We start from the raw sequence: 26320 nt of genomic DNA on the forward strand, positions 1-26320 counted from the left end.
CAAACTTTAAGAGTTTTTTATTCAAGAATCTTGTAAGATCATTGTTTAATTTTAATTCGTATATAAGCTAAATGTGATTCCTTGATATACTGCTATAATATATCTTTTGATGACCCTTTTTCTATTGTTATACCGTCTCTTAGTATTATTACTTTATCTGCAAGAACTTTAGCATCATTTTTATCATGAGTTACAAAAATAGATGTTATTCCTGCCTTCTTTAATATATCTTTAATTTCATCTCTTATCTTTTCTTGAAGATTTGCATCTAAATTTGAAAACGGCTCATCTAATAGTAGTACTGAGGGCTTTGGCGCTATTGCCCTAGCTATAGCAACTCTTTGCTGTTGACCTCCACTTAATTCATATGGATATTTGTCTTTATGCTCAACTAAATTTACAAGTCTTAACATATCCATAGCTATTTTCTCTTTTTCCTCTTTACTTTTCTTCTTTAACCCATACTGTATATTTTTCTTAACAGTCATATGAGGAAATAAAGCATAATCTTGAAATACCATTCCTATTCCTCTATTTTCAGGTTCAGTAAATTGATTCTTTGAAAATATAGTTTTATCTTCAATTTTTATATTTCCCGTATAAGCTTCTTCAAGTCCTGCAATTATTCTAAGCATAGTACTTTTACCACTGCCGCTCTCCCCTAGAATTGCAAGTATTTCTCCTTTTTCTAATTCTATATTAAAATCCTTAATTGTGTCCTCTTTACTATTTGGATATTTAAAGTATATATTTTTTCCTTCAATAAACATTAACTTTCCTCCTTATCAGCAACTTTATATAATATAAATATTGCTACAAAGCTAACTAAAACAATTACTAATGATGGTATTGCTGATTCTGGTATCATTTCATCATTAGCATATTCAAAAACCTTAGTTGATAATGTATAAAAGTTAAACGGTCTTAAATTCAATACTAATGGCAGCTCTTTTATTATATCTACAAAAGTAAGGGCAAATGCTCCAAGTATAGCTGGCTTTAACATATGTATATCAATTTTAAAGAACGTCTTGGTAACTCCATACCCTAATGTTCTTGATGCTTCAGTAAACTTATTACCTACCTTTTCAAATCCACCTTCAACATTTTGGAATCCAATAGCTAAAAACCTAACTATATATGCAAATACCAACATTATTATGCTTGTACTAAGAGCTAATCCTTTAATCTTTTTATCTATATCAACAAAGAAAAGTATCATAGTTATAGCTATAACAGCTCCTGGTATTGAATATCCTATTAAGGTTACCTTTGAATATATTTTTGATAATATATTTGAATTCATTCTACAATAGTTTGCTATTATAAGAGCCATTACTACAATTAATAAACTACATCCACCAGCAAGTAATACTGAGTTCATTATCATAGTTAAAAAGTCACCATAATAAATATTTTTGTAACTCATAATACCCCATGAAATCATTTGAATGACTGGAATTAAAAATCCTAAAGCAAATATTGTTAAAGCATAAGCTGAAGCTAACACTCCATAAATTCCCTTAAGTCTCTTTCTTTTAATTGGTCTAACTTTTGTATTAGTAAAACTAAATTTCTTCCTGCCTCTTAAAACTTTTTCTCCTGATAATAAAGCAAATACCGCAACCATAAGTATTCCTGCTAATCTTATAGCAGAATCTACATCACCTAATGAAATCCAACTCTTAAATATAGCTGTACTAAATGTTTGAACACCAAAATATGATACCACTCCATAATCACTTAGAACCTCTAAAGCAACTAATGTACCTCCAGATACTATAACGCCTCTACATATTGGCATTATCACTCTAAAAAATACTCCTAAAGAATTGCTACCTAAAAGCCTAGCACTTTCAATCAATCCAGATGATTGTTTTTCTAAAAATGTTCTAGTTATCATATATACATATGGAAACAAAAATATTATAAATATAAATATTGTTCCTTCTATAGACATAATATCAAAGTACTTTTGATCCACCTGCATGTTCAATACATTTCTAAAAAATCTTTGAACAACCCCCGTATAACTTACCATTCCGGCATAAGTATATGCCCCTATGTATGGTGGTATAGCTAATGGTAATATTAGTGCCCATCTTAAAAACTTCCTAAGAGGAAAATCATAAGCTGATATTAACCAAGCTAATGTTACCCCTATTATTACTGCAAATATTATTGTAAATATCACTATAATAGCTGATGTTATAACATAGTCTTTCAATAAATATTCTTTAATATGGAACCATGTTGCATTTGGTTTTTGAAACAAATGAATAATTATATCTAAATTAGGAAGTACAACCATCAAAGCGATGATTGTACTTAAAATAGCCCATCCATTAAATTTTAGCTTTCTCATTATTTCCACCCTATTTGGTCAAATATTAATACAGCTTTTTGTTTATATGCTCCTAACTTTTCAAAATCTATATTTTTACCATCAAAATCTCCCCATGACTTCAATAATTCTGGTAATTTAGCATTTTGATTCAATGGGAATTCGCCATTTTCTGATGCATAAGCACTTTGTGCTTCTTCTTGTGTTAAGAATTCAATTAATTTAACTGCATTTTTTTCATTTTTAGAACTATTTGTAACAGCTGCAAAACTCAAATTAACATGTGTATCTTTTGGGAATATTAATCCTATATTTTCAGCCGCCTTTACCTCCTCTTGGTCTGATGAAGTTACCATCTTAGCTAAATAATATGAGTTAATTATAGCAACATCACCAACTCCAGCTGAAATAGCCTTAACTTGATCTCTATCATTTCCTTCTGGAGTTCTTGCAAGATTCTTAACAATTCCTTCTGCCCATTTTTTAGCTGCATCTTCTCCTTCTTCTTGAATAAATGCAGATAACATTGCTACATTATATGAAGAATTTGAACTTCTACTCAAAACTTTTCCTTTATATTTGTCATCTAATAAATCATCATAACTATCTATCTCTTCTGCTTTAACTCTAGTCTTATCATAAGCTATAACTCTAGCTCTTGAAGTTAATCCAACCCAGTCTTCTCCTCTATAATCTTTTGGAATATTTGAGTCAATAACATCTGAAGAGTATTTCTTAATTAAATTTTTTTCCTTTAATGTATATATATTTTCAGCTCCTACAGTTAAAAATACATCTGCTGATGAATTTTCTCCTTCTCTTGTCATTCTCTCTATTAATTCATCCGCCTTACCTTCAACTAAATTAACTTTTATTCCAGTCTCCTCTTCGAACTTTTGGAATAATTTCTTATCAACATCATAATGTCTTGCTGAATAGACATTTACTACATTTTCACCTTTAGCACTATTATCTACATTCCCCTCAGCATTCCTCTTTGGGCTACATCCTACTAATAATCCCATAGTCATTACTGCTGCAACTATTCCTGTAACTAATTTTTTATTTCTATTAATCATATTTATTTTCTCCTATCTTATTAATTCTATATGTAAACTATGAATTTTGGTTTTCTTAATGATAATGATAACCTTTATCATCTAATTTGTCAATAATATTGATAATATTTTTCTATTAATAATAGTTGTCATCAATATTTTACACAAACACTACTTGAACCTTTATCTACTTTATAGAAATTCTAAACTATATTAGTCTCCAATAAATATGATTCGCACTACAATGCAATTGTGAACTACACAACTATATTTGCAAATTGTAATATAAAAAAAAGATATAGGATTTAATAATTTATACTTACCATCCTATATCTATATTTGATTTAAACCTCTGTTTTAATATTTATATCGTTAGTTATTAGAGACTTTGTCACTTTCATTATTTATCTTTTTAAGATTTGCGTATCCAACGAAGCTTAATACTATACTTGGAATCACAAACATAATGTAAATTAAAAACATAACTCCACTAACACTATATAAAATTCCACCTGTTAGTGCAAATCCTCTCTTATTTGTGAAATATCCGACCCAGTTAAATATAGTAGCTAAAACTACTAAGACCATATGAGGTGTTACTAATGCTGTAGCCATTGCTGCTCCTACTTGTTCTGCTCCTTCACTGCCACCTATAGCACCAGTAAAATAACAAATTAGATAAATTGAATATAAGGCCCCTAAAATAGCACTTATAAGTAGCGCCTTTGAATGTTTACTTTTCATTATCTTTCCCCCTTAATAGAAATTATAATAAGATATTAACATATAATTTATAATTTTTCAATATTTTGTAAAATTTATTAACATTTGTTACAATCAAAAAGACAACAGAATTTCTTCTGCTGTCTTTTTGAAAGTCAAAAATTTTTTAGAAATTATTTTTGACGAAATTTTTGACGAAAGCATTTTGTTATCAAAAATTTAATACAAAACTATTTGCTCATTATATATAAGTATAAAAGTTTTATAGTATTTTCAAATGCTGTATAGTGAGATCTTTCCATGCCGTGAGAAGCGTGAACACCAGGTCCTATAAGGGCTCCTCTTATGTCATTACCGCCTCTTAGTGCAGCCCCTACATCTGAACCATAGTATGGATAAATATCTACAGCATACTTAAGCTCTGCTTCTTTTGCTAGGTTTACAAGTTTGGTTGTCATATTATAATCATAAGGTCCGCTGGAGTCCTTTGCACAAATTGACACATCATATTCTGTACATGTAAGGTCATCGCCTATACATCCCATATCAACTGCTATCATTTCAGTAACATCCTTTGGTATATATGATGCTCCATGACCTACTTCTTCATATACAGATATAAACACCTTTACTGTATATTCTGGAACTATATTTTCTCTCTTTAAAAGTTCTAATAATCCCATAAGACAAGAAACACTTCCCTTGTCATCAATGAATCTTGATTTTATAAATCCACTTTCTGTTATAGTTGTCTTAGGATCGATAAAGATGAAATCTCCTGGATATATACCAAGATTATTTACATCTTCTTTAGAATGAACAACTTCATCTATTCTTATTTCCATGTTTTCAGCATCACGAGTTTTACTAGCACTATCCTTAAAAACATGAGCTGCTGGACTTGTGCTTAAAAACGTTCCCGAATATAATTTTCCCTCTCTTGTTCTTATACTGCAGTACTCTGCATCTAAAGTTGGAACTATAGGTCCTCCAAGTAGTGTAAACTTTAATGTTCCATCAGCTGTCACAGATCTAACCATAGCGCCTAAAGTATCTACATGGGCTGAAAGAGCTATAACCTTATCATTGCTCTTTCCTGGAACCGTTATAATTCCACATCCTTTATTATTAGTTTCAAAAGCATAACCGAATCCTTCTGCTTTTTCCTTAATAATATCCATTATTTCAAAGCAAAAACCTGTAGGACTATTGAATTTAAGTATTTCTTCTGCAGTTTTTAAAACATATTCTTTATTAATAGATATATTCATTTTTTACCCCCCAGTGTTATTAATATACTTTATATTATAACACTTATTTTTTTTTTAAAACATAGGCTGTAAAAATGACAATTAATATGTGTCTATTTTGTAAAATCCCACAAATGCATTTGCAATATTTTGAAACATGTGCTATATTGGTTAATAACAACTTAATCATCTCTTTTTAAGTTGTCACTTGGTAAAGATAGGAGTTGATACTTTGATAGAATTTAAGAATGTATCTAAAACTATTGGATCTAATGTTATATTGAAAAATATTAATTTAACTATAGAAAGAGGTACTTTAATGGTACTTATAGGCCCTAGTGGCTGCGGCAAAACTACTACACTTAAAATGATAAATAAACTTATATCATCTAGTTCTGGAACTATCCTCATTGATGGAAAAGACATCTCAAAGGAGGATACTATAAGTCTCAGACGTCGTATAGGATATGTAATCCAAAGTACAGGTCTTTTTCCACATCTTACTATTAAGGAAAATATAGAGCTTATTCCTAAATTAAAAAAAGAGGACAAGAACTATATATCTAAAAAAACTCATGATCTCTTAAATTTAGTTGGTTTAGATCCTGAAAAATATATGGATAAATATCCAAGAGAATTAAGTGGAGGTCAGCAGCAACGTGTAGGTGTTGCTAGAGCTTTTGCAACAGATGCCGAAATAATACTGATGGACGAACCATTCAGTGCATTAGATCCAATTACAAGAAATTCACTACAAGAGGAACTTTTTTCTCTTCAGCAAGAACTAAAGAAAACTATTATCTTCGTAACTCATGATATGGACGAAGCAATAAAACTTGGAGACAAAATATGCATAATGCATAATGGAGTTATAGCTCAAGTAGACAAACCTGAAAATATTCTTAGAAAACCTGCAAATGAATTTGTTAAAAATTTCATTGGTGACAATAGAGTTTGGGATAAACCCGAATTTATAAAAGCTATGGATATTATGATAAAAGATCCTATATCTATAAGATCTCAAAGAACCATATTCCAAGGAATAAATATAATGCGTTCCACTAAGGTTGATAGCCTTCTTATTGTAGATAAAGAGAATATACTTATAGGAATGGTAACTTTAAAAGATATAACTAAACAGACTGATCGTAACCTGATGCTTCAAGATATAATGGAACATACTGTATTGTCAGTTAAAGCTGATGATAACTTATTGGACATCCTTACAATAATGAAGGAGAACTCCATAGGATATGTCCCAGTTACAGATAATGCTGGGAAATTGGTAGGACTCGTTACACGAAGTTCACTTATATCAGTATTAAGTGAACAATTTTTAGAAACGGGGGTGACCTTCCTTGAGTAGTTTTTTAGAATTTATAGTATCTAAAAAAGAACAGATATTAAGTCTTTTATTTCAACATGCAACGTTGACATTTTGGGCTATAATAGCTGCAATACTTATAGGTGTCCCTCTTGGAATACTTATAACAAAAGTGAAATCTATAAGAAAACCTATAATAGGTTTTATAAATATAATTCAGGCTGTACCTTCAATGGCTCTTTTAGGACTTTTAATACCTTTCTTAGGTATAGGAAGTAAGCCTGCCATAATTATGGTTGTTATCTATTCCCTATTGCCTATAGTAAAAAACACATATACAGGATTAACAAATATAGATCCTACATTAATTGAATCTGCTAGAGGCATAGGACTTACTAGAAATCAAATTTTAAGGCTAATTCAGATTCCTCTTGCTCTTCCTATAATCATGGCTGGTGTAAGGATATCAGCTGTTACTGCAGTAGGTCTTATGACACTTGCAGCATTTATAGGTGCTGGAGGGTTAGGATACCTTGTATTTTCCGGAATACAAACTGTAAATAATAATATGATACTAGCAGGTGCTATTCCTTCATGTATATTAGCACTTTTGGTTGACTACATTTTTGGAAAAATAGAAGTATTAGTTTCTCCTAAAGGAATAGCTTCTCCTGACGGAAAGAAAAAGAAAGTTTCCATAGGTTTTAAAGTTGTACTTGTAATCCTAGCTTCAACAATGATAATTACAAGTGCTTCAAAATTATTTGCACCAAAAAAAGATACTATAGTAGTTGGTTCAAAAAGTTTTACGGAACAGCTTATATTAGGCAATATGGTTGCCGATCTTTTAGAAGCCAATACTGACCTTAATGTAGATAGAAAGCTTAATTTGAACGGAAGTTCTGTAATGCTTTCAGCCATAAATTCTAAAGAAGTTGATGTTTACGTTGATTATATAGGTACTCTTTTAATAAGTGTATTGGACGAACCTATGATAAATGATGCTGATAAAGCATATAGCCACGTTAAAACTTCAATAGAAAATAAATTTGGACTCACAATGCTTGATCCTCTAGGATTCAACAACACCTATACTTTAGCAATGAATCCTGAAGTAGCTAGTAAATATAATATAAAATCAATCTCTGACCTCACAAAGTTCAGTAAAAACTTTACTATAAGCCCTACCATGGAATTTGAAAATAGAGATGATGGTCTTAAAGGCATGAAAGAAGTTTATGGTCTTGAATTTGGAAATATAAAAGCTATGGATGGAAGTTTAAGATATACTGCCATAGACAATAATGAATGTCAGGTCATAGATGCATTTTCTACTGATGGACTTCTAAAAGCATTTGGTTTGACCGTATTAAAAGATGATAAGAATTTCTTTCCTCCTTATCACGCAGCTCCAGTTATAAGAATGGATACTTTAGAAAAATATCCTGAAGTCAAAGATGTAATAAATATGTTAAGCGGAAAATTAGATGAAACTACTATGATGGAGCTAAATTATAAGGTGGATAAATTAAATGAAAGTCCAGAAAAAGTAGCAAATGATTATTTAAAGGAACAAGGTTTAATAAAATAGATTTCGAGAATATTATTTTACACTCCCCTTTTCAAACTTAATAAAAGGAAGAGCTAGTCATTATAATTATGATTTGCTCTTCCTTTTATATTTTAATTAAACACTAAATTTTTGTTTTCACTATTCTTAAAACCCTCTGGATTTTTGATAGGGTTGTTCAAACTTGGTGCTTGAGGAATAACAACAAGATCTGAACATTCCTCTTCATTTAGTTCCCAAACATTCTTATTAAAGTACTTTTTACTTGCCTCCTGAACTCCATAAGCACCTTCTCCATAATATATGACGTTAAGATACATCTCTAATATTTCTTCTTTGGTAAATAGCTTTTCCAACTTTTGAGCTATAAAAATCTCTTCTATTTTTCTTGAAAGATTTTGGTCAAAACTTAAATAAAGATTTTTGGCAAGCTGCTGGGTTATAGTACTTCCACCTTGCACAATCCTTCTAAATTTTATATTTTCAACTGTTGCTCTTAATATAGCTTTAACATCAAAGGCCCCATGGTTATAGAACCTTCTATCTTCCGAATGAACAACACCCTCAGTAAGCGCTTTTGGCATTTTATCCAGTTTTACATAAGTCTTCATGCTTTTTTCTATTTTATTTTTAATATCACTATTTACATTATATTTTTTAGAAATTAAATTTGTAGCTGTTATATTACCCAATAATATCATAAGAAGTAATATTATAATAACGGTGAATTTCTTCTTCATCAAATTCCCTCCCCTGATATATCTATTTTATTATATTATAAGGTTTAAATCTAGGTTTTAACATTACAGTTATCTTACACTTTTGTAATGATCATCTTTATATTCTATTATATATGGCTCTCCAATCCATTGTTTTGTAATGACTTCACGTCTTCTTATGATAACTTTAGAATCGTATACTTCTAAGGCTAATCCCTGGGTTTTATATATAGGTTCATTAGAATCATTATAATTCATGACATAATAAATAGCTGAAGTGTTTATCATAGTAAACTCCTTTTTTACAATGGTTTTCTCATTTGCAAGATCATAATGAGAATGGCCACTAAAAAATATTATTTGAGGATACTTTTTTAGTATGTCGTAAAGCTCTTGATCATTTTCAATGCCACAACTGTCTTCACTTCCAAAAACAGTATCTTTAAATGGTTGATGCAAAAATATAAATATAGGCTTAGAATCCCTAGTTTCTTTTAATTTTGTTTCAAGCCAAAAAAGTTGTTTCTTAGATGGCTTGGCACTCTCTTCATGCTCAGGAGCTAAAACTATGAAATGATATCCTTTTATCCATTTATCATAATACAAACTTTTAAGTTTCAATTCTTCCATAAATCTTTTTTCATAATCCTCTTTAGAAGTATCATCAAAATAATACTCATGATTTCCCATAGCTATTATTTTATCAGCATTTGGAGGTGTACCATTCCTTAATATCTTTTTGAAATTTTCATAATTTACCTTTTTGCATGTATCCACTACATCTCCAACTATAGCAATAGCATCATAGTTTCCGTATAATTCTTCGTAATCTCTTAATGCCTCTTCAAATTTCATATCAGCACCTATACCACCTATATGAATATCACTTATTACGGGTATCGCTAAGATTAATTTTTCATCTTTAGATAACTTTACTTTTTCAACTCCACTTATCATATTAAAAATTATATATATACTTAAACTTAAAGCTACAACTAATACTGTAATAAAAATTTTCCTTTTTTTCATAAACATATTCACCTTGCACTAATTTTTAATTTAGTATTAACTATTTGAAGATGAGATATGCTTTATCACAACTTTTACAGGCTAATTATTCTATTGTGCTTAAATATTTGATAAAGCTTACATTAAATGAGCATGATGCCGAGGATTTGACACAGGATGTCATAGTAAAGGCTATAAAAAACATTAATTCCTTTGATAGTTCTAAGGCATCATTTTCAACTTGGCTCATAACTATAGCAAAAAATCTATGGCTTGATTCAGTCCGAAAAAATAATGTGAGAGAAAAGTTTTTTAGAAAATCACAGAATAGGTTTGAAACCTCCACCAATCAAGTAGACAGTTTTATAGAAAGTGAAGAAGTTTTAAGCGCATTAAAAAACTTAAGTGACAAATTAAGAATTCCTATAATAATGCAATATAACTTAGGTTATAGCTATGATGAAATTGCAAAGCATTTAAGAATTCCTATAGGCACTGTAAAATCTAGAATATCTAATGGTGTAAAAGCTTTAAGAAAGGAGCTTTGTGAATATGAAGAAGAGTAATAATAAAGATTTTAAAAATCAGCTTACAAACAGCTTTTCAGAAATAGATGATCTAAACATAGATACTCCAAATTTAGAATACTTCTCATCTCTCGTAAGAGAGGAAAAAGTAAAAATAGAAAAAGTTAATAATAAGCAGTTTGCATTGTTCTTAATATGCGCTATTGTAATTGCTTCTATATCTATATCCATGTTTCTATACTATACAGAAGTATTCATGAAACTTCATCTTATTTTCTTATCAATTCCTTTGCTATTTTTACTTTTAAGACTATTATTGAATTCAAAGGAGACTATAAAATGAGTATGTCATCTCCATTTTCAGAAAACATAAATACTAATATACTGCTATTGATAATATTATTTTCTATAGTTTTAATTCAAGGCACATGGATATTTAGAGATGCTCAAAAGCGCGGCATATTTCCTTGGCTTTGGGGATTATGGGGGCTTATTCAAGCACCACTGCCAATAATATTTTATTATATATTCGTAATAAGGAAAGATAAAAAAAAGAAAAAACCATAATGAAAGGAGTTTTTCACAATGGATTCTCTACAACAGAATTTCGCTTTAATTTTGCCTTTATTAATATTACAGATATCACTTATAGTTCTTGGACTAGTTAATCTCTTTAAAGCCAAAAGAGTTAAGTGTTTAAACATTCCTATATGGGCTATCATAATAATCTGCATCGCAATAATCGGTCCTATACTTTATTTTGTCTTTGGAAGGAGTCAAGATTAATGAATGCCTTAGAAATAAAAAATCTCACCAAAGTTTTTGACAAAGTGACTCCTATAAAAAATTTAAATCTAAGTGTGAAGACAGGAAACATCTTTGGATTTTTAGGTAAAAATGGAGCTGGAAAAACAACAACTTTAAAGATGATAACAGGACTTATCAAGCCTACATCTGGAGATATTTTCATAAAAGATAAAAAGGTTATTTTAGGCGGAGGCACTACAAACTGTCACATTGGCTTTCTTCCTGATGTGCCTGAATTTTATGGTTATATGACACCTAGAGAATACCTTAAACTTTCAGGAGAACTTTATGGAATGAATAGCCGTCATATAAATGAAAGATCGCAGGATTTATTGAATCTAGTAGGTCTTGACGGAGTAAACAGCAATCGAAGAATAGGAGGATTTTCCAAAGGCATGAAACAAAGGCTGGGAATTGCTCAAGCTCTAATTCACAATCCTGAATTAATATTGTTAGATGAACCAACTTCTGCTTTAGATCCTGTAGGCAGACGTGAAATACTTGATATAATAAGTTCTTTAAATCACAAACACACAGTTATATTTTCAACTCATATACTATCTGACGTAGAAAGAATCTGTGACACCATTGGAGTTCTAAATGAAGGCTCTTTGTCTCTTGAGGGTTCTATAGAAGATATAAAGCAAATTTATTCCTCTCAAAATCTAAAGGTTCAGATTTTGGAAAAGGATCATCTAAAAGAAATATTGAAAGCTTTCTCTGCCTTTGATACTGTAAAGAATATAAGGTTAACAGATGACACTCTTATGATTTATAGTAATAATATAGCCTTATGTTCTAGAAATATATGTTCTTTCTTGAATAATAAAGGTCTCACCTTAAAGCATCTTGAAATTTATGAATGCAATCTTGAAGACGTATTTATGGAGGTAATAAAAAATGAGTAGCTTTTTGACTTTTACTAAAAAAGAATTAATAGAATCCATGCGTACTTATAAAGTATTTATACTTATAATAGTTATGGTGATTCTCGGGATTATGAGTCCTATATTTGCAAAGATAACTCCAGATTTATTATCTTCAATGAATTTAGCTGGAATAGAAATATCTATTCTTGATCCAACTCATATAGATTCATTCAGTCAGTTTTTTAAAAACATTACTCAAATGGGGCTTATAGCTGTAGTATTATTATTTTCTACCTCTGTGTGCCATGAAAGAATAAAAGGCTCCTGCATATTGATGCTTACAAAGAGACTTTCCCGCAGCTCCTTTATACTTAGTAAATTTTTCTCCATGGCATTATTGTGGACAATATCTTATATACTTTCTGTTGTCACAACTATATACTACACTAAACATTTATTTCCTTATGACAATGTAGAAAATATATATCTTTCCTTTAGTTCTTTGTGGCTATTTGTAATTTTGATATTAGCTATTAGTATATTTTTCAGCACTTTATTTTCAAATAGTCAATATTCGGCCATGATAGGAAGTTTTGCAGGTTGGCTTTCACTAAATTTGACAACTTATATTCCAAAATTTAAGGACTACTCCCCTGCACTTCTTTCTCAAGAAAATATAAACCTGCTTGTAGGAAAAGCTGATATAAAAAATATTTATTATGCCATTACTATAACTGTCTTATTGATTTTATTTTTTCTTTTATTAAGCTGTTTTATATTTAAGAAACAAGAATTATAATTATAAACTTTACCAAATAAAAAACACTCACATATGAGATGCGAGTGTTTTTTTACGCCATTTATAGTTTTAAACCTACGTCATCATTAGGTTTACTTACTTTCCTATTTTATCACCCATATAAAGAGTGCGCAACCTTTCCTTTAGTATTTAACTGAATACATAAATATATTGTTGTAATTCATAAATTTTAAGATATCTATGCTATTTATATTTTTGTTTTTATTGATTTCATTACAATGGAAAGATATAATGTAACTAAATTAAAGGAATATTTTGGAGTCAATTTATCTTTACAAGATCACAAAATGTGTTTATCCACTTAATTTGATACTATTAGATTCTTGCGGCTTTTAGAATCATCAATATAGATGCCCCGTGGATAGTTAAGTCATTTTTTGTGTTAGGCACAAAATATAAACTAGAATCGGGGAGGCTACTTTATTTGGATAAGCAGTACAAAAAGTACCTTTACATGCTGATAACTACGCAGATATTAATTTGTATTGTTGTTGCATCTGTTTTAATATTTTTGTCAAAGGATATTTCTTCTCATAACAATACTATTTTACAAATTTCAGCAGTAAAAAATACAGAAGATTGCATGAGAGAAATGGTTGATAATACGATTATTCGTATTGATTTAAAGAGAAAGAAAGCAGTTGAAGAAGCCAAAAATATTATAGATTTTACTTCTAACTCTCTTTCCCTAACTGACGAGAGCAAAATATATGAACAACTTGAAAGTTCCATGAAAAAACTATATGGTATGGAATATGGACAGCCTATTAAGGGTATTATTCATAACTCTCAAAATCAAAAGACCACTTTTTTTGAAAATAATAGAGTAATGAATATTACAGATCAATCCAATATCCCAAAAATTAAAGATTATATTGAATCATGTATCCTACATAAAACAATTGTAGTTAATGATGTTACGTTATATTTATTTGCAGAACAAAGTGATATTGATGCAATAGCGAAAAAATCTATCTATGATGAAATTCATAGCTCAATATATGATGAAAATGAATATATTTGGGTCAATGAGATCATAGATTTTTCTGGTGGAGATAATTATGCAATTCGCCGTATACATCCAAACCTTAAAGATAGCGAAGGTACATACCTATCTACAAACAAAGAAGATATTAAAGGAAATCTTTCATATTTAAATGAACTAAATGGGATAAATCAAAAGGGTGAGGTTGTACATATTTATTACTTTAAGAACAAAACTAATGATGACATCACTGAAAAAATTTCATATGCCAAATTGTACAAGCCCTTTAATTGGGTTATTGCTACAGGAAAACCATTAAATGATATATTCGGATATACAAATGAATTAATAAATTATGATTCACAAGTTGTTAATAAAACAATGATTGTTTGTTTAATCTTTATGATTATAATTTTCTTTATCGGTATACTCATTATAATAAAAGTTCATAAGAGATATCGTAAAAAAATAGATAAATATATAAGAACTGAAACTGAACTTGATCCATTAACTGGTGCTTTCAGCAGAAAGGTCGCAGAAACTATTTTGCTAGATGCTTTTAAAGCATCAAAGCATAATTCATTTTCCTCACTTATAATGATTTTCGATATAGATGACTTTAAAAAAATCAATGATTCATTTGGACACGATGTAGGAGATATTGTTTTGAAGAAAGTCTCTCAAGTTGTTTTGTCTAATATTAAAGAAGGGGATTATCTGTTTCGCTGGGGAGGAGAAGAATTTATTTTATTGTGCAATGATGTAAATGGAGAATATCATTTTCAAGTTGGTCAGAAAATATTGAAATGTATAAGTGATATATCATTCAAGGGAAACAAAGAATTTTTTAATGTTTCTGTTTCAATCGGAAGTTCTTACTTTCATGATGAAGACACCGATTATTTGCAGGCACTGAAGAGAGCTGATATAGCATTATATCACTCAAAAAATACAGGAAAAAATAAGTATACAAACTCCGAGAAATTATTCAAAGAAGATTGTTAACGTATTATATAAGTAGTTGTATGTGTAATTAATTATAAAAATATAAGACCAAAAATTTAAATATTATCTGTTATATAAAAAAGCTACGTTTTTGTTAGTTTATTACCAACAAAATGTAGCTTATAATTTGGTGCGAGTGACGGGACTTGAACCCGTACGTCATGGACACACGCCCCTCAAACGTGCCTGTCTGCCTATTCCAGCACACTCGCTTATAATAGATACAAGCATATTTTATAATATGTCACATCTTTAAATGTGATCAATATTTATACAAATATCATTATTTATTATACAAAAATTTCATATAAAAAGTCAACCTAAAGTTGGACTGTCTTATGATTATTCTGTAAATATATCTTATTACGATTCGTTATTCTAAATTTGATCCGAACTTATTATAATATCCTAATCTATGTTTGGAATTGCTCTATGTCCAAGTCCTATAACAACTTCATTAAGGTGAAGAAGACCTATACTTAAGAATATGCATACGCTTATATGCTCACCTTGTCTTGCAATGCCTATTTTACCGCCAACATTTAGTCCATTTGCTTTTAAAGATATCTGCATTAAAGCATCTCTAGTTGCTCCAGCTATAGCTCCATCATGAACATGGCAATCCTTTATTATACCAGTTCTTTTGGAAGCTACTAAAGCTCTTTCTATTATTTTTGGTATAGAAGAAATGAGGTTACCTCCGATATCTACCGCAACAGCATAAATATCGCTTTCTCTAAGTTTTTTTATTAGATATTCCTCTTCTTCACGTTCAGAAGTGGCCATTTGTATAGCACATTTTGCCACTTCTACGCTCTTCAAATTCTTCATTTTTCCCTCCTAAGATTATTTCTTTCTACAATATAGGAATCTATATACATCAAAATTAACTTTTACTTTTTTTACGTATTTATCAGTCTCAGCAAAAGGTATATAACTTAAAGTCTCTCCATCACTAGAGTATCTGTTGTCTTTAAGCCACTTTTGGACATTTCCTCTTCCTGCATTATACGCTGCAAGAACTAAATCCATATTACCATTAAACTCTTTGCTTAAATCATTTAAATACCAGCAGCCCATAGCTATGTTTACTTCTGGTTCATGGAGCATAGATACATCGTAACCTTCTATTCCCATTTGGGTCGCTATATCATAAGCTGTTTCTTCCGTAATCTGCATAAGACCCTTTGCATTTTTATGTGATCTCGCATCTGAATTAAAGCTACTCTCAGCTTTAATTACTGATGCCACCAAATAAGGACTTATATCATATTTTTTTGCTTCCTCAATGATGATATCCTTATATTTAAAAGGATATAGTGCTGTTATGAAAGTTTTTGCTAATAATATAATCAGCAAAAATGAAACTAGGGGTATTATTATTCTTTTTATAAGCTTCATGTTTTACCTCTGTTTTAATTAATTATTATTTAAATCCCTCTTATAAACTGAACTATCTCTTCTACCTGTTCTTCTGTATTTTCAAAGTTCCCCCCATTATCTATGATGAAATTTACAAGACTTTTCTTTTCATCAATTGACATCTGTGCATTTATTCTATTTAAAACTTCTTCTCTATTCAGACTGTCTCTTTCCATAACTCTGAAAATTTGAATATCATGATTTGCATAAACCAATATATTAAAATCCATTTCGCTATGAAGATTATTTTCTATTAGAGTAGGAGCATCTAGTATTACAGCTTTCTCTCCTTTATCTTCATAATATTTGAACGTTTCTTCTATGTCTTTTTTTATATATGGTATTATTATATTTTCATAAGCAATTCTCTCATTAGGGAATTTGAAAATATAATTTCCAAATTCCCTTCTTTTTAGTTCCCCATTTTCATCAAAAAATCCATCATTAAAGGTATTTTTTATATCCTCTAAAATTTCGGGATATTTCTTTAAAACCTCTCTGGAAATTATATCTGCATCTATAATAGGAATCCCGTAGTCTTTAAAAAGCTTAGATACAGTGCTTTTTCCTGTACCTATTCCTCCAGTTAATCCTATCTTAAACATCTTAAAACTCATCTCCTACTTTGCTTCGTACCAATTATCTCCTATGCTCATACTAACTTCTAAAGGTACTTCTAAGTCCATAACATTTTCCATTTGAGTCTTTACTAATTCTTTAACTTCTTCAAGCTCATCCTTATAAACATTCAGTATAAGTTCGTCGTGAACTTGAAGTATAAGTGTGCTCTTAAGATTTCTCTTTTGAAGTTCATTATAAACTTTAACCATAGCAAGCTTTATTATGTCAGCAGCACTTCCTTGTATAGGAGTATTCATGGCTAATCTTTCACCTAAAGATTTTACTATCTTGTTTGAAGAATTAATCTCCGGAATATATCTTCTTCTATTTACAATAGTTTCAACATATCCATTTTCTTTTCCTTCAGATATTATATTTTCTATAAAATCTTTAACTTTTGGATATCTCTCAAAATAAGTGTCTATATACTCTTTAGCTTCTTTTCTAGATATTTTTAAGTCTTTTGCAAGACTAAAATCACCTATTCCATAAACTATTCCAAAGTTTACTGCCTTAGCTCTGCTTCTCATAAGTGGAGTTACATCTTCTATAGCTGTTTTAAAAACTTCTGATGCAGTTTTAGTGTGTATGTCACTATGATGTTTAAACGCATCTATCAAATTTTCATCTCCTGCTATATGTGCCAAAACTCTAAGCTCTATTTGAGAATAGTCTGCTGATAATATAACACAGTTTTCATTATCAGGTATAAATACTTTTCTTATTTCTCTTCCCATTTCATACTTTATAGGAATATTTTGAAGATTAGGCTCTGTACTTGATAATCTTCCAGTAGTAGTCACTGTTTGGTTAAAAGATGAATGTATCTTTGAATCATCATCAATGACATTTTTTAATCCTTCTATATAAGTTGAATATAATTTTGACAGCTGCCTATAAGATAAAATCTTTTCTATTATAGGATGCTTATCATAAAGTGCTTCTAAAACTTCAGCATTAGTGGAATATCCTGTCTTAGTTTTCTTTATCACAGGCAAATCAAGTTTTTCAAATAATATTTTTCCAAGCTGTTTTGGAGAATTTATATTAAATTTCTCCTCTGAAAGCTCATATATCTCAGATTCTAATCTTACAAGCTCTCCATTAAACTTTATGCCTAAAGTTTCTAAGATATCACCATTTACTTTAAATCCCAAAGTTTCCATGGATGATAACACTTTAGTTAATGGAAGCTCTATATTATATAGAAGATCCTCCATTTTGTAATCATTTATCATAGAATTTAATTTTTCATACAAGGGTTTCAAACTCCATACCTCTTTTGCTGTAAGCTCTAAACCCTCTCCATTAAAATCCTTATGTAAATATTCATTTACTAAAGTTTTTATATCATACTCACTTTTAGCAGCATCTATAAGATAAGCTGAAATCTTTATATCATCAGACACTCCATTTAGCTCTATGCCAATCTTTTTAAATGCAGTATAAGCATTCTTAACATCAAAAGTTATCTTCTTTATACTTTCATCCTCAAGAACTTCCTTTAAAATAACAATTGAATTATCGTAAGTTTTAAGTTTTTCTAAATCTACTATATAAACTTTGTTTTTAACCATAACATTTAAAGTACTTATATATATGGTTGATTGTCTTGAGGCATCATTTATTGTAAAAGTCATATAAGCTTTTTTATCTTCTTTAAGCTCAGATATAAAACTTTGAAGTTTATCTAAAGAATCAATCATTTCAAAAGCCACTTCTTCTTCAGGTGCCTCATTCTCGTCTTTAACCCTGTCTAAAAGAGTTTTAAACTGAAGATCAAAGAACATATCACGTACACCAGCAGCATCGTAATTCTTCTTCGACTTTATATCTTCTAAATCTATTTCTATAGGTACTTCTGTTATTATAGTTGCAAGCTTTTTAGAAAACATAGCTTGTTCTCTGTATTCCATAAGGTTTTCTTTTACTTTTTTCCCTTTTATATCGTCTATATGGTTTAAAACTTCTTCAATACTTCCATACTGCTTTATAAGCTTATATGCAGTTTTTTCTCCTACACCAGGAACTCCTGGAATATTGTCAGAACTGTCTCCCATAAGTCCCTTTACATCTATAAATTGAGTAGGAGTCACTCCATAATCATCTATCATTCTCTGCTCATCATAAATTTCTTTTTCTGTGATTCCTTTTTTAGTTATAATTACTTTTATGTTCTTAGATGCTAATTGAAGTGCATCTCTATCTCCAGTAACTATAAAAACTTCCATTCCTTCATTTTCTGTGTATTTTGCCAAAGTTCCAATAAGGTCATCAGCCTCAAAACCATCTATTTCAAATATATTTATGGCAAGGCGATTAAGAAGTTCCTTCATAATAGGAAATTGCTCAGCAAGCTCTGGAGGCATTTTCTTTCTTCCAGCTTTATAATCACCGTATTCTTTATGTCTAAAAGTAGGAGCTTTTCTGTCAAAAGCAGCTACCACGTAGTCTGGTTTAAGTTCATCTTCTAATTTTAGAAGCATGTTTGTAAAACCATAAATTGCATTAGTATGAATACCATCTTTATTCGTCAAAGGTGGAAGGGCATAGAAAGCTCTATTCATCAAACTGTTGCTATCTAGTATAAGTAATTTTTCCATATTAATCCTCCAAATTAAGAGTTATACTTTGTATTTTTCCCATGTACATAAATATTATCCCACTAAAAGATACTCAAGTCTAGTTCATCGGATAAATCCGTAAGGACTCTCATACCTGCAACTGAGTTGCCTTTTTCATCTAGAGAAGGTCCATAAACTCCTATTCCTATTCTTCTTGGAACGGCAGCCATAATACCTCCCCCTACACCTGATTTTGCAGGAATTCCAATATGTACAGCTACCTCTCCAGATTCATCATACATACCACAAGTAACCATTATAGTTTTAACTATTCTACTAACTTCTCTTGAAATTATTCTTTCACCACTCCAAGGTAATATTCCGTCATTAGCAAGCATGGCAGCTATCTTTGCAATATCAACACATGTCCCTTCTAATGAGCATTGTCTGAAATAAAGGTCTAGAATCTCCTCTACATCACCATCTATAAGTTTGTTGCTTTTCATAAAATAAGCTAATGCCCTGTTCCTATCACCTGTAGCTTTTTCAGATAAATATACTTCTTCATTGTAGTTTATATCAGGATTTTCTGTAACTTTTCTTGTGAATTCAAGTATCTTTTCCATCTTTTCTTCTACTGAATTGCCAGTTATAAGAGCTGTTGTAGCTATAGCACCAGCATTTATCATTGGATTAAATGGCTTATTAGGCGTCTTAACCTCAAGAGAAACTATGCTGTTAAATGAATCCCCTGTAGGCTCCATTCCAACTTTAGAAAATACATTTTTCTTACCATTATCTAATAGTGCAATTATAAGTGATACCACTTTAGTTATACTTTGTAAAGTAAATTTTTTATTGTAGTCTCCAGCTGAATATTGCTTTCCATCAAGACTTATTACACAAATCCCTAAGTCCTTTGGGTTTGCTTTTGATAATTCAGGAATATAAGATGCTACCTTACCATCATCTGTATATTTTAAGTTGCTCTCTATAATACTTTCCAATAATTTTTCCATAGCTACACATCCATTTCATAATAGTTTAAATATATCTTTACACATTATATTATATAGTTTTTTCTATCTATATCAATGATTAAATATAATATAAAAAGGCGCTCTTAAAAGAACGCCTTTTAAACTAAAATAACATTTATTAATTTACTCTAAATATCCCTTTTTATAAAGAAGCTCAGCTGTAAGAAGTGCACCACCGGCAGCTCCCCTCAATATATTATGAGAAAGACACACAAATTTATATTGGAAGATATTATCTTCTCTTAGTCTTCCAACAGAAACAGCCATACCTTTTTCTAAATCCCTGTCAACCTTAGTTTGAGGTCTGTTATCTTCTTCAAAATAGTGTATAAATTGTTTTGGTGCCATAGGAAGTTCAAGTTCTTGAGGAATACCTTTAAATGTTCTCCATCTTTCTTTTATCTCTTCCATAGATGGCTTATTTTTAAAACTTACACTAACTGTAGCTAGGTGTCCATTTGTAACTGGAACCCTTATACATTGAGCGCTTATCTTTATATCTTTATTGAATTGCACTTTTCCGTCTTCTACTGTTCCCCACACTTTTAGAGGTTCTACTTCGCTCTTTTCCTCTTCCCCTCCGATATAAGGGATAACATTGTCTGTCATCTCAGGCCAATCCTCTGGCAACTTTCCAGCTCCTGATATTGCTTGATAAGTGCTCACAACAAGCTGGCTAGGTTCAAAATCCATAAGAGGAGTTATTGCTGGAACGTAGCTTTGAATTGAACAATTAGGTTTTGCAACTATGAAACCTTTTTTAATTCCAAGTCTCTTTCTTTGACTTTCAATAAGCTCTAAATGATTTGAATTAATCTCAGGAATTATAACAGGTACATCCTCTGTCATTCTATGGGCTGAATTATTTGAAACTACAGGAATTTCAGCCTTTGCATAAGCTTCTTCTATTTCCTTAATCTCTTCTTTTTTCATATTTACAGCACAAAATACAAAATCAACATGCTTTTTAATCTCTTCTATGTCTTTTAGATCTTCTACTATAAACTTTTTTGCGTACTCTGGCACAGAAATATCCATTTTCCATCTTCCATCTATGGCTTTTTCATATGTCATACCCTTTGATCTTTCACTGGCAGCTAATAGCGCTACATCAAAATATGGGTGATTTTCAAGCAAAGTTACAAGCTTTTGACCAACAAAACCAGTGGCTCCTAAAATTCCAACCCTCAATTTCTTTTCCATATTATACAACTCCTCCAATATATTTAATTCATATTATATACTCTATCTCTAGTGCCCTACAATATCTTCTTTATATGTTTATCATCTATTAACACTATTATATTAAAAATCTTTAGCAATAATTATTGTTATTAATGCTTATATTATTGTAAAAAGTGCTATAATATAAAAAATGGAGGTGTGCCATGAATAAAAATTCTATAAAAAGAGGTTATCTCAATGATAATTTTAGAGTTTTTCATTTAAAGGACAAAATTGATATGAATATAGACTTTCATCATCATGACTTTAATAAAATAGTTGTTCTCTTAGGGGGAGAAATAACTTACTATATAGAGGGTAAATCCTACAAACTTAAACCATATGACATACTTTTAGTTGCAGCACATGAGGTACATAAACCACAGGTTACTTCAACTAATGACTATGAAAGAATGATATTTTGGGTTAATTCCAGCTTTATAAAGTCAATAGATAGCGAACTTCTGTTACCTTTTCATACCTGTATTAATGAAGGACTTCATCTATTAAGGTTGCCAGATAGAAATTCTGACAGCTTGAAGAAGCTTTTAGGGGAAATAATTCATGAATTCAAAAGCAACGATTTTGGAAGTAATTTATTTTGCAGCTCATTATTCCTTCAATTTATAGTAACTATAAATCGTATGTACAGAAGGAGAGATTTCTTAGAGCCCTCTGAAGTAAGCTATGACAAATTTATATGGTCTGTAATTCGATATATAAATGAAAATCTAGATAAGGAGCTGTCTATAGATGCACTAGCTTCAAAATTCTTTATAAGCAGATATTATCTAATGCACAAATTTAAAGTAGAGACTGGCTACACTCTTTACAGCTACATACTTGAAAAGAAGCTGTCAAAGTCTAAAGATTTGCTTATTGAGGGAAAATCCATTCAAGATATATGCACTTTTTTAAATTTCAATGATTATTCTAATTTTATGAGACAGTTTAAAAAACGCTTTGGGAAAGCCCCTGGTGCCTATAAAAATGATATTTCAAATTTTAGCTCTATGACATCTCCAACCTTTAAAGAATAATTTTATATAAAAATTTAACTCTTTAGTTTTTCTAAAGAGTTTTTTTCTTTCAGTAAATACCAAAAACATAATAATGAATCTCATATACCGTAATATTAATTATTTAATTCAATTTCATATTTTTTAATTTTTTTATATAAAAGACTTTTATGTATTCCCATAACTTCTGCTGCCTTTGAACATTTCCAATTATACTTTTTTAATATATCACAATGATTAAACTCTTTTCATAATTCTCAACCATTTTATGAATTGAGCAATTACTATCACTATTGCATTGAGCTACTCTACTGATATTATCCATCTTCGATGGAAGATCACACATCTTGATAACCATGTCGTCACTTACGGCATAAGCACTTTTTATTACATTCTGCAACTCTCTTATATTTCCTGGCCAAGTATAGTTAGTAAAACAGTTTTTAACATCATCACTTAAAACTTTTAACTCTTTATATTCAACATTTAATTTATTTAATATATAATTTGCTAATAACAAAATATCATCTTTTCTATCCTTTAATTCTATCATATGAATATTTATTACATTTAATCTATAATATAAGTCCTCTCTAAATAATCCCTCTTCAACCATTTTACTTAGATTCTTTCTTGTAGCAGAAATCACTCTTACATCTATTTTGATAGTTTTAAGACCTCCAACCGGCTCTATTTCTCTTTCTTGAAGAACTCTTAAAAGTTTTGCCTGCATAGTTAAAGGCATATCTCCTATTTCATCTAAAAAGATTGTCCCATTATTTGCAACCAAAAACTTTCCTTTCTTTCCTCCTTTTTTTGCTCCTGTAAAAGCACCTTCATCATACCCAAATAATTCTGATTCTAATAGTTCTTCTGGTATAGCTGCACAGTTTATACTAACCATAGGTTTATCTGATCTACTGCTGTTATTATGAATTGCTCTAGCAAAAACTTCTTTTCCTGTACCTGTTTCACCAGTTAAAAGTACTGAAAAGTTTGTTTTAGAAGCTTTCATTCCAGTTTTTTTAAGTTCAATAAAAGCTCTGTTTTCACCTATAAGCTTATCAAAGCTACATTTATCTTTAAACTGTTCTTTATAATACTGTAGTTCCATATATTCTGACATTAACTTTTTAGCTACATCAAATGATTGTAATCTGAATTTAACTTGAGCTACTCCTGCAACTACTTCACCACTATCATTTTCTACATAAGATCTGCTTACTATTACACTTTTTTCTTTCGTTTTTCCTCCTAAGTAATGGTGTATGGCTCCTTCTTCACAGTATTTATCTCTCATAATGTCTAACATTTTTGTGTTTGGTATAATACTTTGTATGTGTTGTCCTATTATATATTCTCTTTCTGTCCCCAAAAAATCACAATATTTATCATTAATATCTATGATTATACCTTCCTTATTTACTACAATAAAACCATCATCAGTCATGGATAATACTCTTGAAAAGATATCCTTATACCATTGTTCTTTCATTGTTTCATCCCCTCACTATAACCTTTAGTAAAATAATAAGTCCTATAATATTATATTATAAGACTTACTATTCTGTATATTTAATATTTTCTAAAAGTTACTCACTTAATGATTCTATCATTTCAGGGATAATTTCATACAAGTCCCCTACAATTCCATAATCACATATGCTAAAAATAGGAGCCTTTGGATCTTTATTTATAGCAACTATATATTTAGAATCACTCATACCTGCTAAATGCTGTATTGCTCCAGATATTCCACAAGCAATATATAATTCAGGTCTAACAGTAGTTCCTGTTTGACCTACTTGGTGAGAACTCTCTATCCATCCTGAATCTACTGCAGCTCTTGAAGCTCCAATCTCAGCGCCTAATTTATCAGCTAATTTTTTTATAAGTTCAAATCCTTCGGCTTTTTTTAATCCTCTTCCTGCTGATACTATTATTTTAGCATCAATTAAATTTACAAGTTTTTTCCTGTGGAAGAACTTTTATCAATCTAGTTCTAATCATCTCTTCGGTAAGCACTGGGTTGATAACCTCTAAAATTCCAGTTGAGGTTTCAGTCCTTTTAGCTTTTTCCATAACCCCTGGACGAACTGTTGACATTTGTGGTCTATTCTTTGGGCAAACAATAGTCGCCATTAAATTTCCACCAAAAGCTGGTCTTGTTTGCAATAATTTATTATCTGTTGGATCTATTTCTAGCTTTGTACAATCGGCAGTTAAGCCCGTTCCAATCTTACCTGCAATTCTAGGCGCTATATCTCTTCCTATGGAAGTCGCTCCAACTAGTACAACCTCTGGTTTTTTATCTTGAATTAAATTAGCAATTGAAATTGCATATCCATCAGTTGAGAAATTTTCAAGAAGATGGTCGTTAATATAATATGCTTTATCAACACCGTAATGAAGCAGTTCTCTTGCTTCTTTCTCTATACCATATCCAGCTATTACAACTGAAAGTTCTTTTCCTAATTGGTCGGCAAGCTTTCTCCCCTCTCCAATAAGTTCGATAGTAACAGGATTGATTTTTCCCTCTCTTTGTTCTCCTATTACCCAAACTCCATTATGATCATTCAAATTTATATCTTGATTAACTTTTGCTCTCATCACATTAACACTCCTATACTAGTTTCAAATCAGATAGTATTGCCATTAACTTCTTAGCTTTTTCAGTTTTACTTATACCTTCAATTATTTCATTATGCTTTTCTTTAACTGGAACAAAAGATTTATAAACATTTGTAGGCGAACCTTTTAATCCAATTTGAGTTGTATCAACATTTAAGTCTGCAAGCGTCAATACCGTAATCTTTTCATCTCCATTATTATAATTTTCTAAAATCCCTTTAACATTTGGATATCTAGGGTTATTTAACTCTTTTATAGCAGTTATTAAAACAGGCATCTTTACTTCTATTAGATAATCTCCAGTCTCTGTATAACGAGTTACTAATAATTTATTGCCTTCAATCTTTACTTCTTTTGCATAAGTAACCTGTGGAACTCCTAAAAATTCTGCAACCTCTGGCCCAACCTGCGCTGTATCACCATCTATAGCTTGTCTTCCACAAAATATTACATCATAATTTCCTACCTTCTCTATGGCAGAAGCAATAATTGTAGATGTGGCCCAAGTATCTGAACCGCCAAAAGCTCTGTCTGAAATTAGATATGCCTCATCAGCTCCCATTGCCAAAGCTTCTTTTAAAGCATTCTTAGCTTGAGGAGGTCCCATGCTTACAACCTTAACTATTGCACCTACTTCATTTTTTATTTTTAAAGCTTCTTCTAAAGCATTTCTATCGTCTGGATTGATTATACTTGGCACACCATCTCTTATTAGAGTACCTGTTTCTTGATTTATTTTAACCTCATTAGTATTTGGAACTTGCTTTAAGCAAACAACTATATTCATTGT

At 30.4% G+C, this 26320-nt stretch carries 26 protein-coding genes, 1 tRNA gene and 1 pseudogene; 10 read left to right on the forward strand and 18 right to left on the reverse strand.

The genetic code is table 11. The features are described 5' to 3' along the window. Positions 1 to 92: 92 nt before the first annotated feature. The 5 genes from KQH81_RS11325 to KQH81_RS11345 form a co-directional block, all read right to left on the reverse strand. Positions 93 to 770: an ABC transporter ATP-binding protein gene (locus KQH81_RS11325; protein ID WP_027638588.1), complete on the reverse strand. Its 678-nt coding sequence runs from the start codon at positions 768 to 770 to the stop codon at positions 93 to 95. Beyond that, positions 770 to 2365, reverse strand: a complete 1596-nt coding sequence (locus tag KQH81_RS11330; protein ID WP_027638587.1) for an ABC transporter permease — start codon at positions 2363 to 2365, stop codon at positions 770 to 772. The genes KQH81_RS11325 and KQH81_RS11330 overlap by 1 nt, the downstream gene beginning before the upstream one ends. Next, a complete protein-coding gene (locus KQH81_RS11335; RefSeq protein WP_027638586.1) occupies positions 2365 to 3423 on the reverse strand; it encodes a Fe(3+) ABC transporter substrate-binding protein in 1059 nt (352 codons plus the stop codon). Before KQH81_RS11335 ends, KQH81_RS11330 begins: the two co-directional genes overlap by 1 nt. Before the next feature lie 351 nt (positions 3424 to 3774). Then, complete coding sequence (locus KQH81_RS11340) at positions 3775 to 4146, reverse strand: hypothetical protein (RefSeq protein WP_035770647.1); 372 nt, start codon at positions 4144 to 4146, stop codon at positions 3775 to 3777. Positions 4147 to 4355: 209 nt separating this feature from the next. Further along, complete coding sequence (locus tag KQH81_RS11345) at positions 4356 to 5396, reverse strand: M42 family metallopeptidase (protein WP_099336339.1); 1041 nt, start codon at positions 5394 to 5396, stop codon at positions 4356 to 4358. Between the two features lie 211 nt (positions 5397 to 5607). On the opposite strand from KQH81_RS11345, the gene KQH81_RS11350 reads away from it, so the two are divergent. Then, entirely contained in the window at positions 5608 to 6741 is a 1134-nt protein-coding gene (locus KQH81_RS11350) for a betaine/proline/choline family ABC transporter ATP-binding protein (RefSeq protein ID WP_027638584.1), read from the forward strand. Then, positions 6734 to 8290, forward strand: coding sequence for an ABC transporter permease/substrate-binding protein (locus KQH81_RS11355; protein WP_027638583.1), 1557 nt, complete (start codon positions 6734 to 6736; stop codon positions 8288 to 8290). Before KQH81_RS11350 ends, KQH81_RS11355 begins: the two co-directional genes overlap by 8 nt. A 92-nt stretch (positions 8291 to 8382) precedes the next feature. Here the strand turns inward: KQH81_RS11355 and KQH81_RS11360 are convergent, their stop codons facing one another. After that, positions 8383 to 9009, reverse strand: a complete 627-nt coding sequence (locus tag KQH81_RS11360; protein WP_051196230.1) for a biosynthetic peptidoglycan transglycosylase — start codon at positions 9007 to 9009, stop codon at positions 8383 to 8385. Between the two features lie 69 nt (positions 9010 to 9078). Beyond that, entirely contained in the window at positions 9079 to 10017 is a 939-nt protein-coding gene (locus KQH81_RS11365) for a metallophosphoesterase family protein (protein WP_027638582.1), read from the reverse strand. A 50-nt stretch (positions 10018 to 10067) separates the two neighbouring features. Between KQH81_RS11365 and KQH81_RS11370 the strand changes: the two genes are divergently transcribed. From KQH81_RS11370 to KQH81_RS11395, 7 genes are all read left to right on the forward strand, one after another. Continuing rightward, a complete protein-coding gene (locus KQH81_RS11370) occupies positions 10068 to 10562 on the forward strand; it encodes a sigma-70 family RNA polymerase sigma factor (RefSeq protein WP_051196229.1) in 495 nt (164 codons plus the stop codon). Beyond that, positions 10549 to 10866 carry a DUF5345 family protein gene (locus KQH81_RS11375; protein ID WP_027638580.1) on the forward strand — a complete coding sequence of 106 codons (318 nt, stop codon included), beginning with the start codon at positions 10549 to 10551 and terminating at the stop codon, positions 10864 to 10866. The genes KQH81_RS11370 and KQH81_RS11375 overlap by 14 nt, the downstream gene beginning before the upstream one ends. Further along, positions 10863 to 11090, forward strand: coding sequence for a hypothetical protein (locus KQH81_RS11380; RefSeq protein ID WP_230028318.1), 228 nt, complete (start codon positions 10863 to 10865; stop codon positions 11088 to 11090). Before KQH81_RS11375 ends, KQH81_RS11380 begins: the two co-directional genes overlap by 4 nt. Positions 11091 to 11108: 18 nt before the next feature. Beyond that, a complete protein-coding gene (locus KQH81_RS17770) occupies positions 11109 to 11309 on the forward strand; it encodes a PLDc N-terminal domain-containing protein (protein WP_027638579.1) in 201 nt (66 codons plus the stop codon). After that, complete coding sequence (locus KQH81_RS11385) at positions 11309 to 12238, forward strand: ABC transporter ATP-binding protein (RefSeq protein WP_168972256.1); 930 nt, start codon at positions 11309 to 11311, stop codon at positions 12236 to 12238. Before KQH81_RS17770 ends, KQH81_RS11385 begins: the two co-directional genes overlap by 1 nt. Further along, positions 12231 to 12998, forward strand: coding sequence for an ABC transporter permease (locus KQH81_RS11390; protein ID WP_027638577.1), 768 nt, complete (start codon positions 12231 to 12233; stop codon positions 12996 to 12998). The genes KQH81_RS11385 and KQH81_RS11390 overlap by 8 nt, the downstream gene beginning before the upstream one ends. 445 nt (positions 12999 to 13443) lie before the next feature. Beyond that, entirely contained in the window at positions 13444 to 15009 is a 1566-nt protein-coding gene (locus KQH81_RS11395) for a sensor domain-containing diguanylate cyclase (protein WP_051196228.1), read from the forward strand. A gap of 128 nt (positions 15010 to 15137) precedes the next feature. On the opposite strand, the gene KQH81_RS11400 is transcribed toward KQH81_RS11395, so the two are convergent. The 7 genes from KQH81_RS11400 to asd all read right to left on the reverse strand — a co-directional run bounded on the left by KQH81_RS11400 (position 15138) and on the right by asd (position 21859). Further along, positions 15138 to 15221: transfer RNA gene (locus tag KQH81_RS11400), tRNA-Leu, on the reverse strand. A 196-nt stretch (positions 15222 to 15417) separates the two neighbouring features. Then, entirely contained in the window at positions 15418 to 15840 is a 423-nt protein-coding gene (locus tag KQH81_RS11405) for a HutP family protein (protein WP_027638576.1), read from the reverse strand. A gap of 15 nt (positions 15841 to 15855) precedes the next feature. After that, the gene (locus KQH81_RS11410) at positions 15856 to 16410 is read right to left on the reverse strand and encodes a lytic transglycosylase domain-containing protein (protein ID WP_027638575.1); all 555 of its coding nucleotides are present in this window, start codon (positions 16408 to 16410) and stop codon (positions 15856 to 15858) included. 29 nt (positions 16411 to 16439) lie between these two features. Then, positions 16440 to 17036: a dephospho-CoA kinase gene (gene coaE, locus KQH81_RS11415; RefSeq protein WP_027638574.1), complete on the reverse strand. Its 597-nt coding sequence runs from the start codon at positions 17034 to 17036 to the stop codon at positions 16440 to 16442. A 15-nt stretch (positions 17037 to 17051) separates the two neighbouring features. Beyond that, the gene (polA, locus tag KQH81_RS11420; protein WP_027638573.1) at positions 17052 to 19661 is read right to left on the reverse strand and encodes a DNA polymerase I; all 2610 of its coding nucleotides are present in this window, start codon (positions 19659 to 19661) and stop codon (positions 17052 to 17054) included. Between the two features lie 56 nt (positions 19662 to 19717). Then, complete coding sequence (glsA, locus tag KQH81_RS11425; RefSeq protein ID WP_027638572.1) at positions 19718 to 20635, reverse strand: glutaminase A; 918 nt, start codon at positions 20633 to 20635, stop codon at positions 19718 to 19720. A 144-nt stretch (positions 20636 to 20779) separates the two neighbouring features. Next, complete coding sequence (gene asd / locus KQH81_RS11430; protein ID WP_027638571.1) at positions 20780 to 21859, reverse strand: aspartate-semialdehyde dehydrogenase; 1080 nt, start codon at positions 21857 to 21859, stop codon at positions 20780 to 20782. Positions 21860 to 22044: 185 nt separating this feature from the next. Between asd and KQH81_RS11435 the strand changes: the two genes are divergently transcribed. Then, on the forward strand, positions 22045 to 22920 hold the full coding sequence (locus KQH81_RS11435) for an AraC family transcriptional regulator (RefSeq protein WP_027638570.1): 876 nt from the start codon (positions 22045 to 22047) through the stop codon (positions 22918 to 22920). Between the two features lie 95 nt (positions 22921 to 23015). Here the strand turns inward: KQH81_RS11435 and KQH81_RS11440 are convergent, their stop codons facing one another. From KQH81_RS11440 to KQH81_RS11455, 4 genes and pseudogenes are all read right to left on the reverse strand, one after another. After that, positions 23016 to 23126 (reverse strand): helix-turn-helix domain-containing protein, encoded by a 111-nt coding sequence (locus tag KQH81_RS11440; RefSeq protein WP_230029277.1) that lies wholly within the window; start codon positions 23124 to 23126, stop codon positions 23016 to 23018. Then, on the reverse strand, positions 23120 to 24394 hold the full coding sequence (locus KQH81_RS11445) for a sigma-54 interaction domain-containing protein (protein ID WP_230028319.1): 1275 nt from the start codon (positions 24392 to 24394) through the stop codon (positions 23120 to 23122). The genes KQH81_RS11440 and KQH81_RS11445 overlap by 7 nt, the downstream gene beginning before the upstream one ends. 97 nt (positions 24395 to 24491) lie before the next feature. Continuing rightward, positions 24492 to 25509, reverse strand: a pseudogene (locus tag KQH81_RS11450) (electron transfer flavoprotein subunit alpha/FixB family protein). Between the two features lie 13 nt (positions 25510 to 25522). Further along, on the reverse strand, positions 25523 to 26317 hold the full coding sequence (locus KQH81_RS11455) for an electron transfer flavoprotein subunit beta/FixA family protein (RefSeq protein ID WP_230028320.1): 795 nt from the start codon (positions 26315 to 26317) through the stop codon (positions 25523 to 25525). Between the last annotated feature and the right edge of the window lie 3 nt (positions 26318 to 26320).

It is taken from the genome of Clostridium cadaveris, assembly GCF_020911725.1.
GTDB lineage: Bacteria > Bacillota > Clostridia > Clostridiales > Clostridiaceae > Clostridium_X > Clostridium_X cadaveris.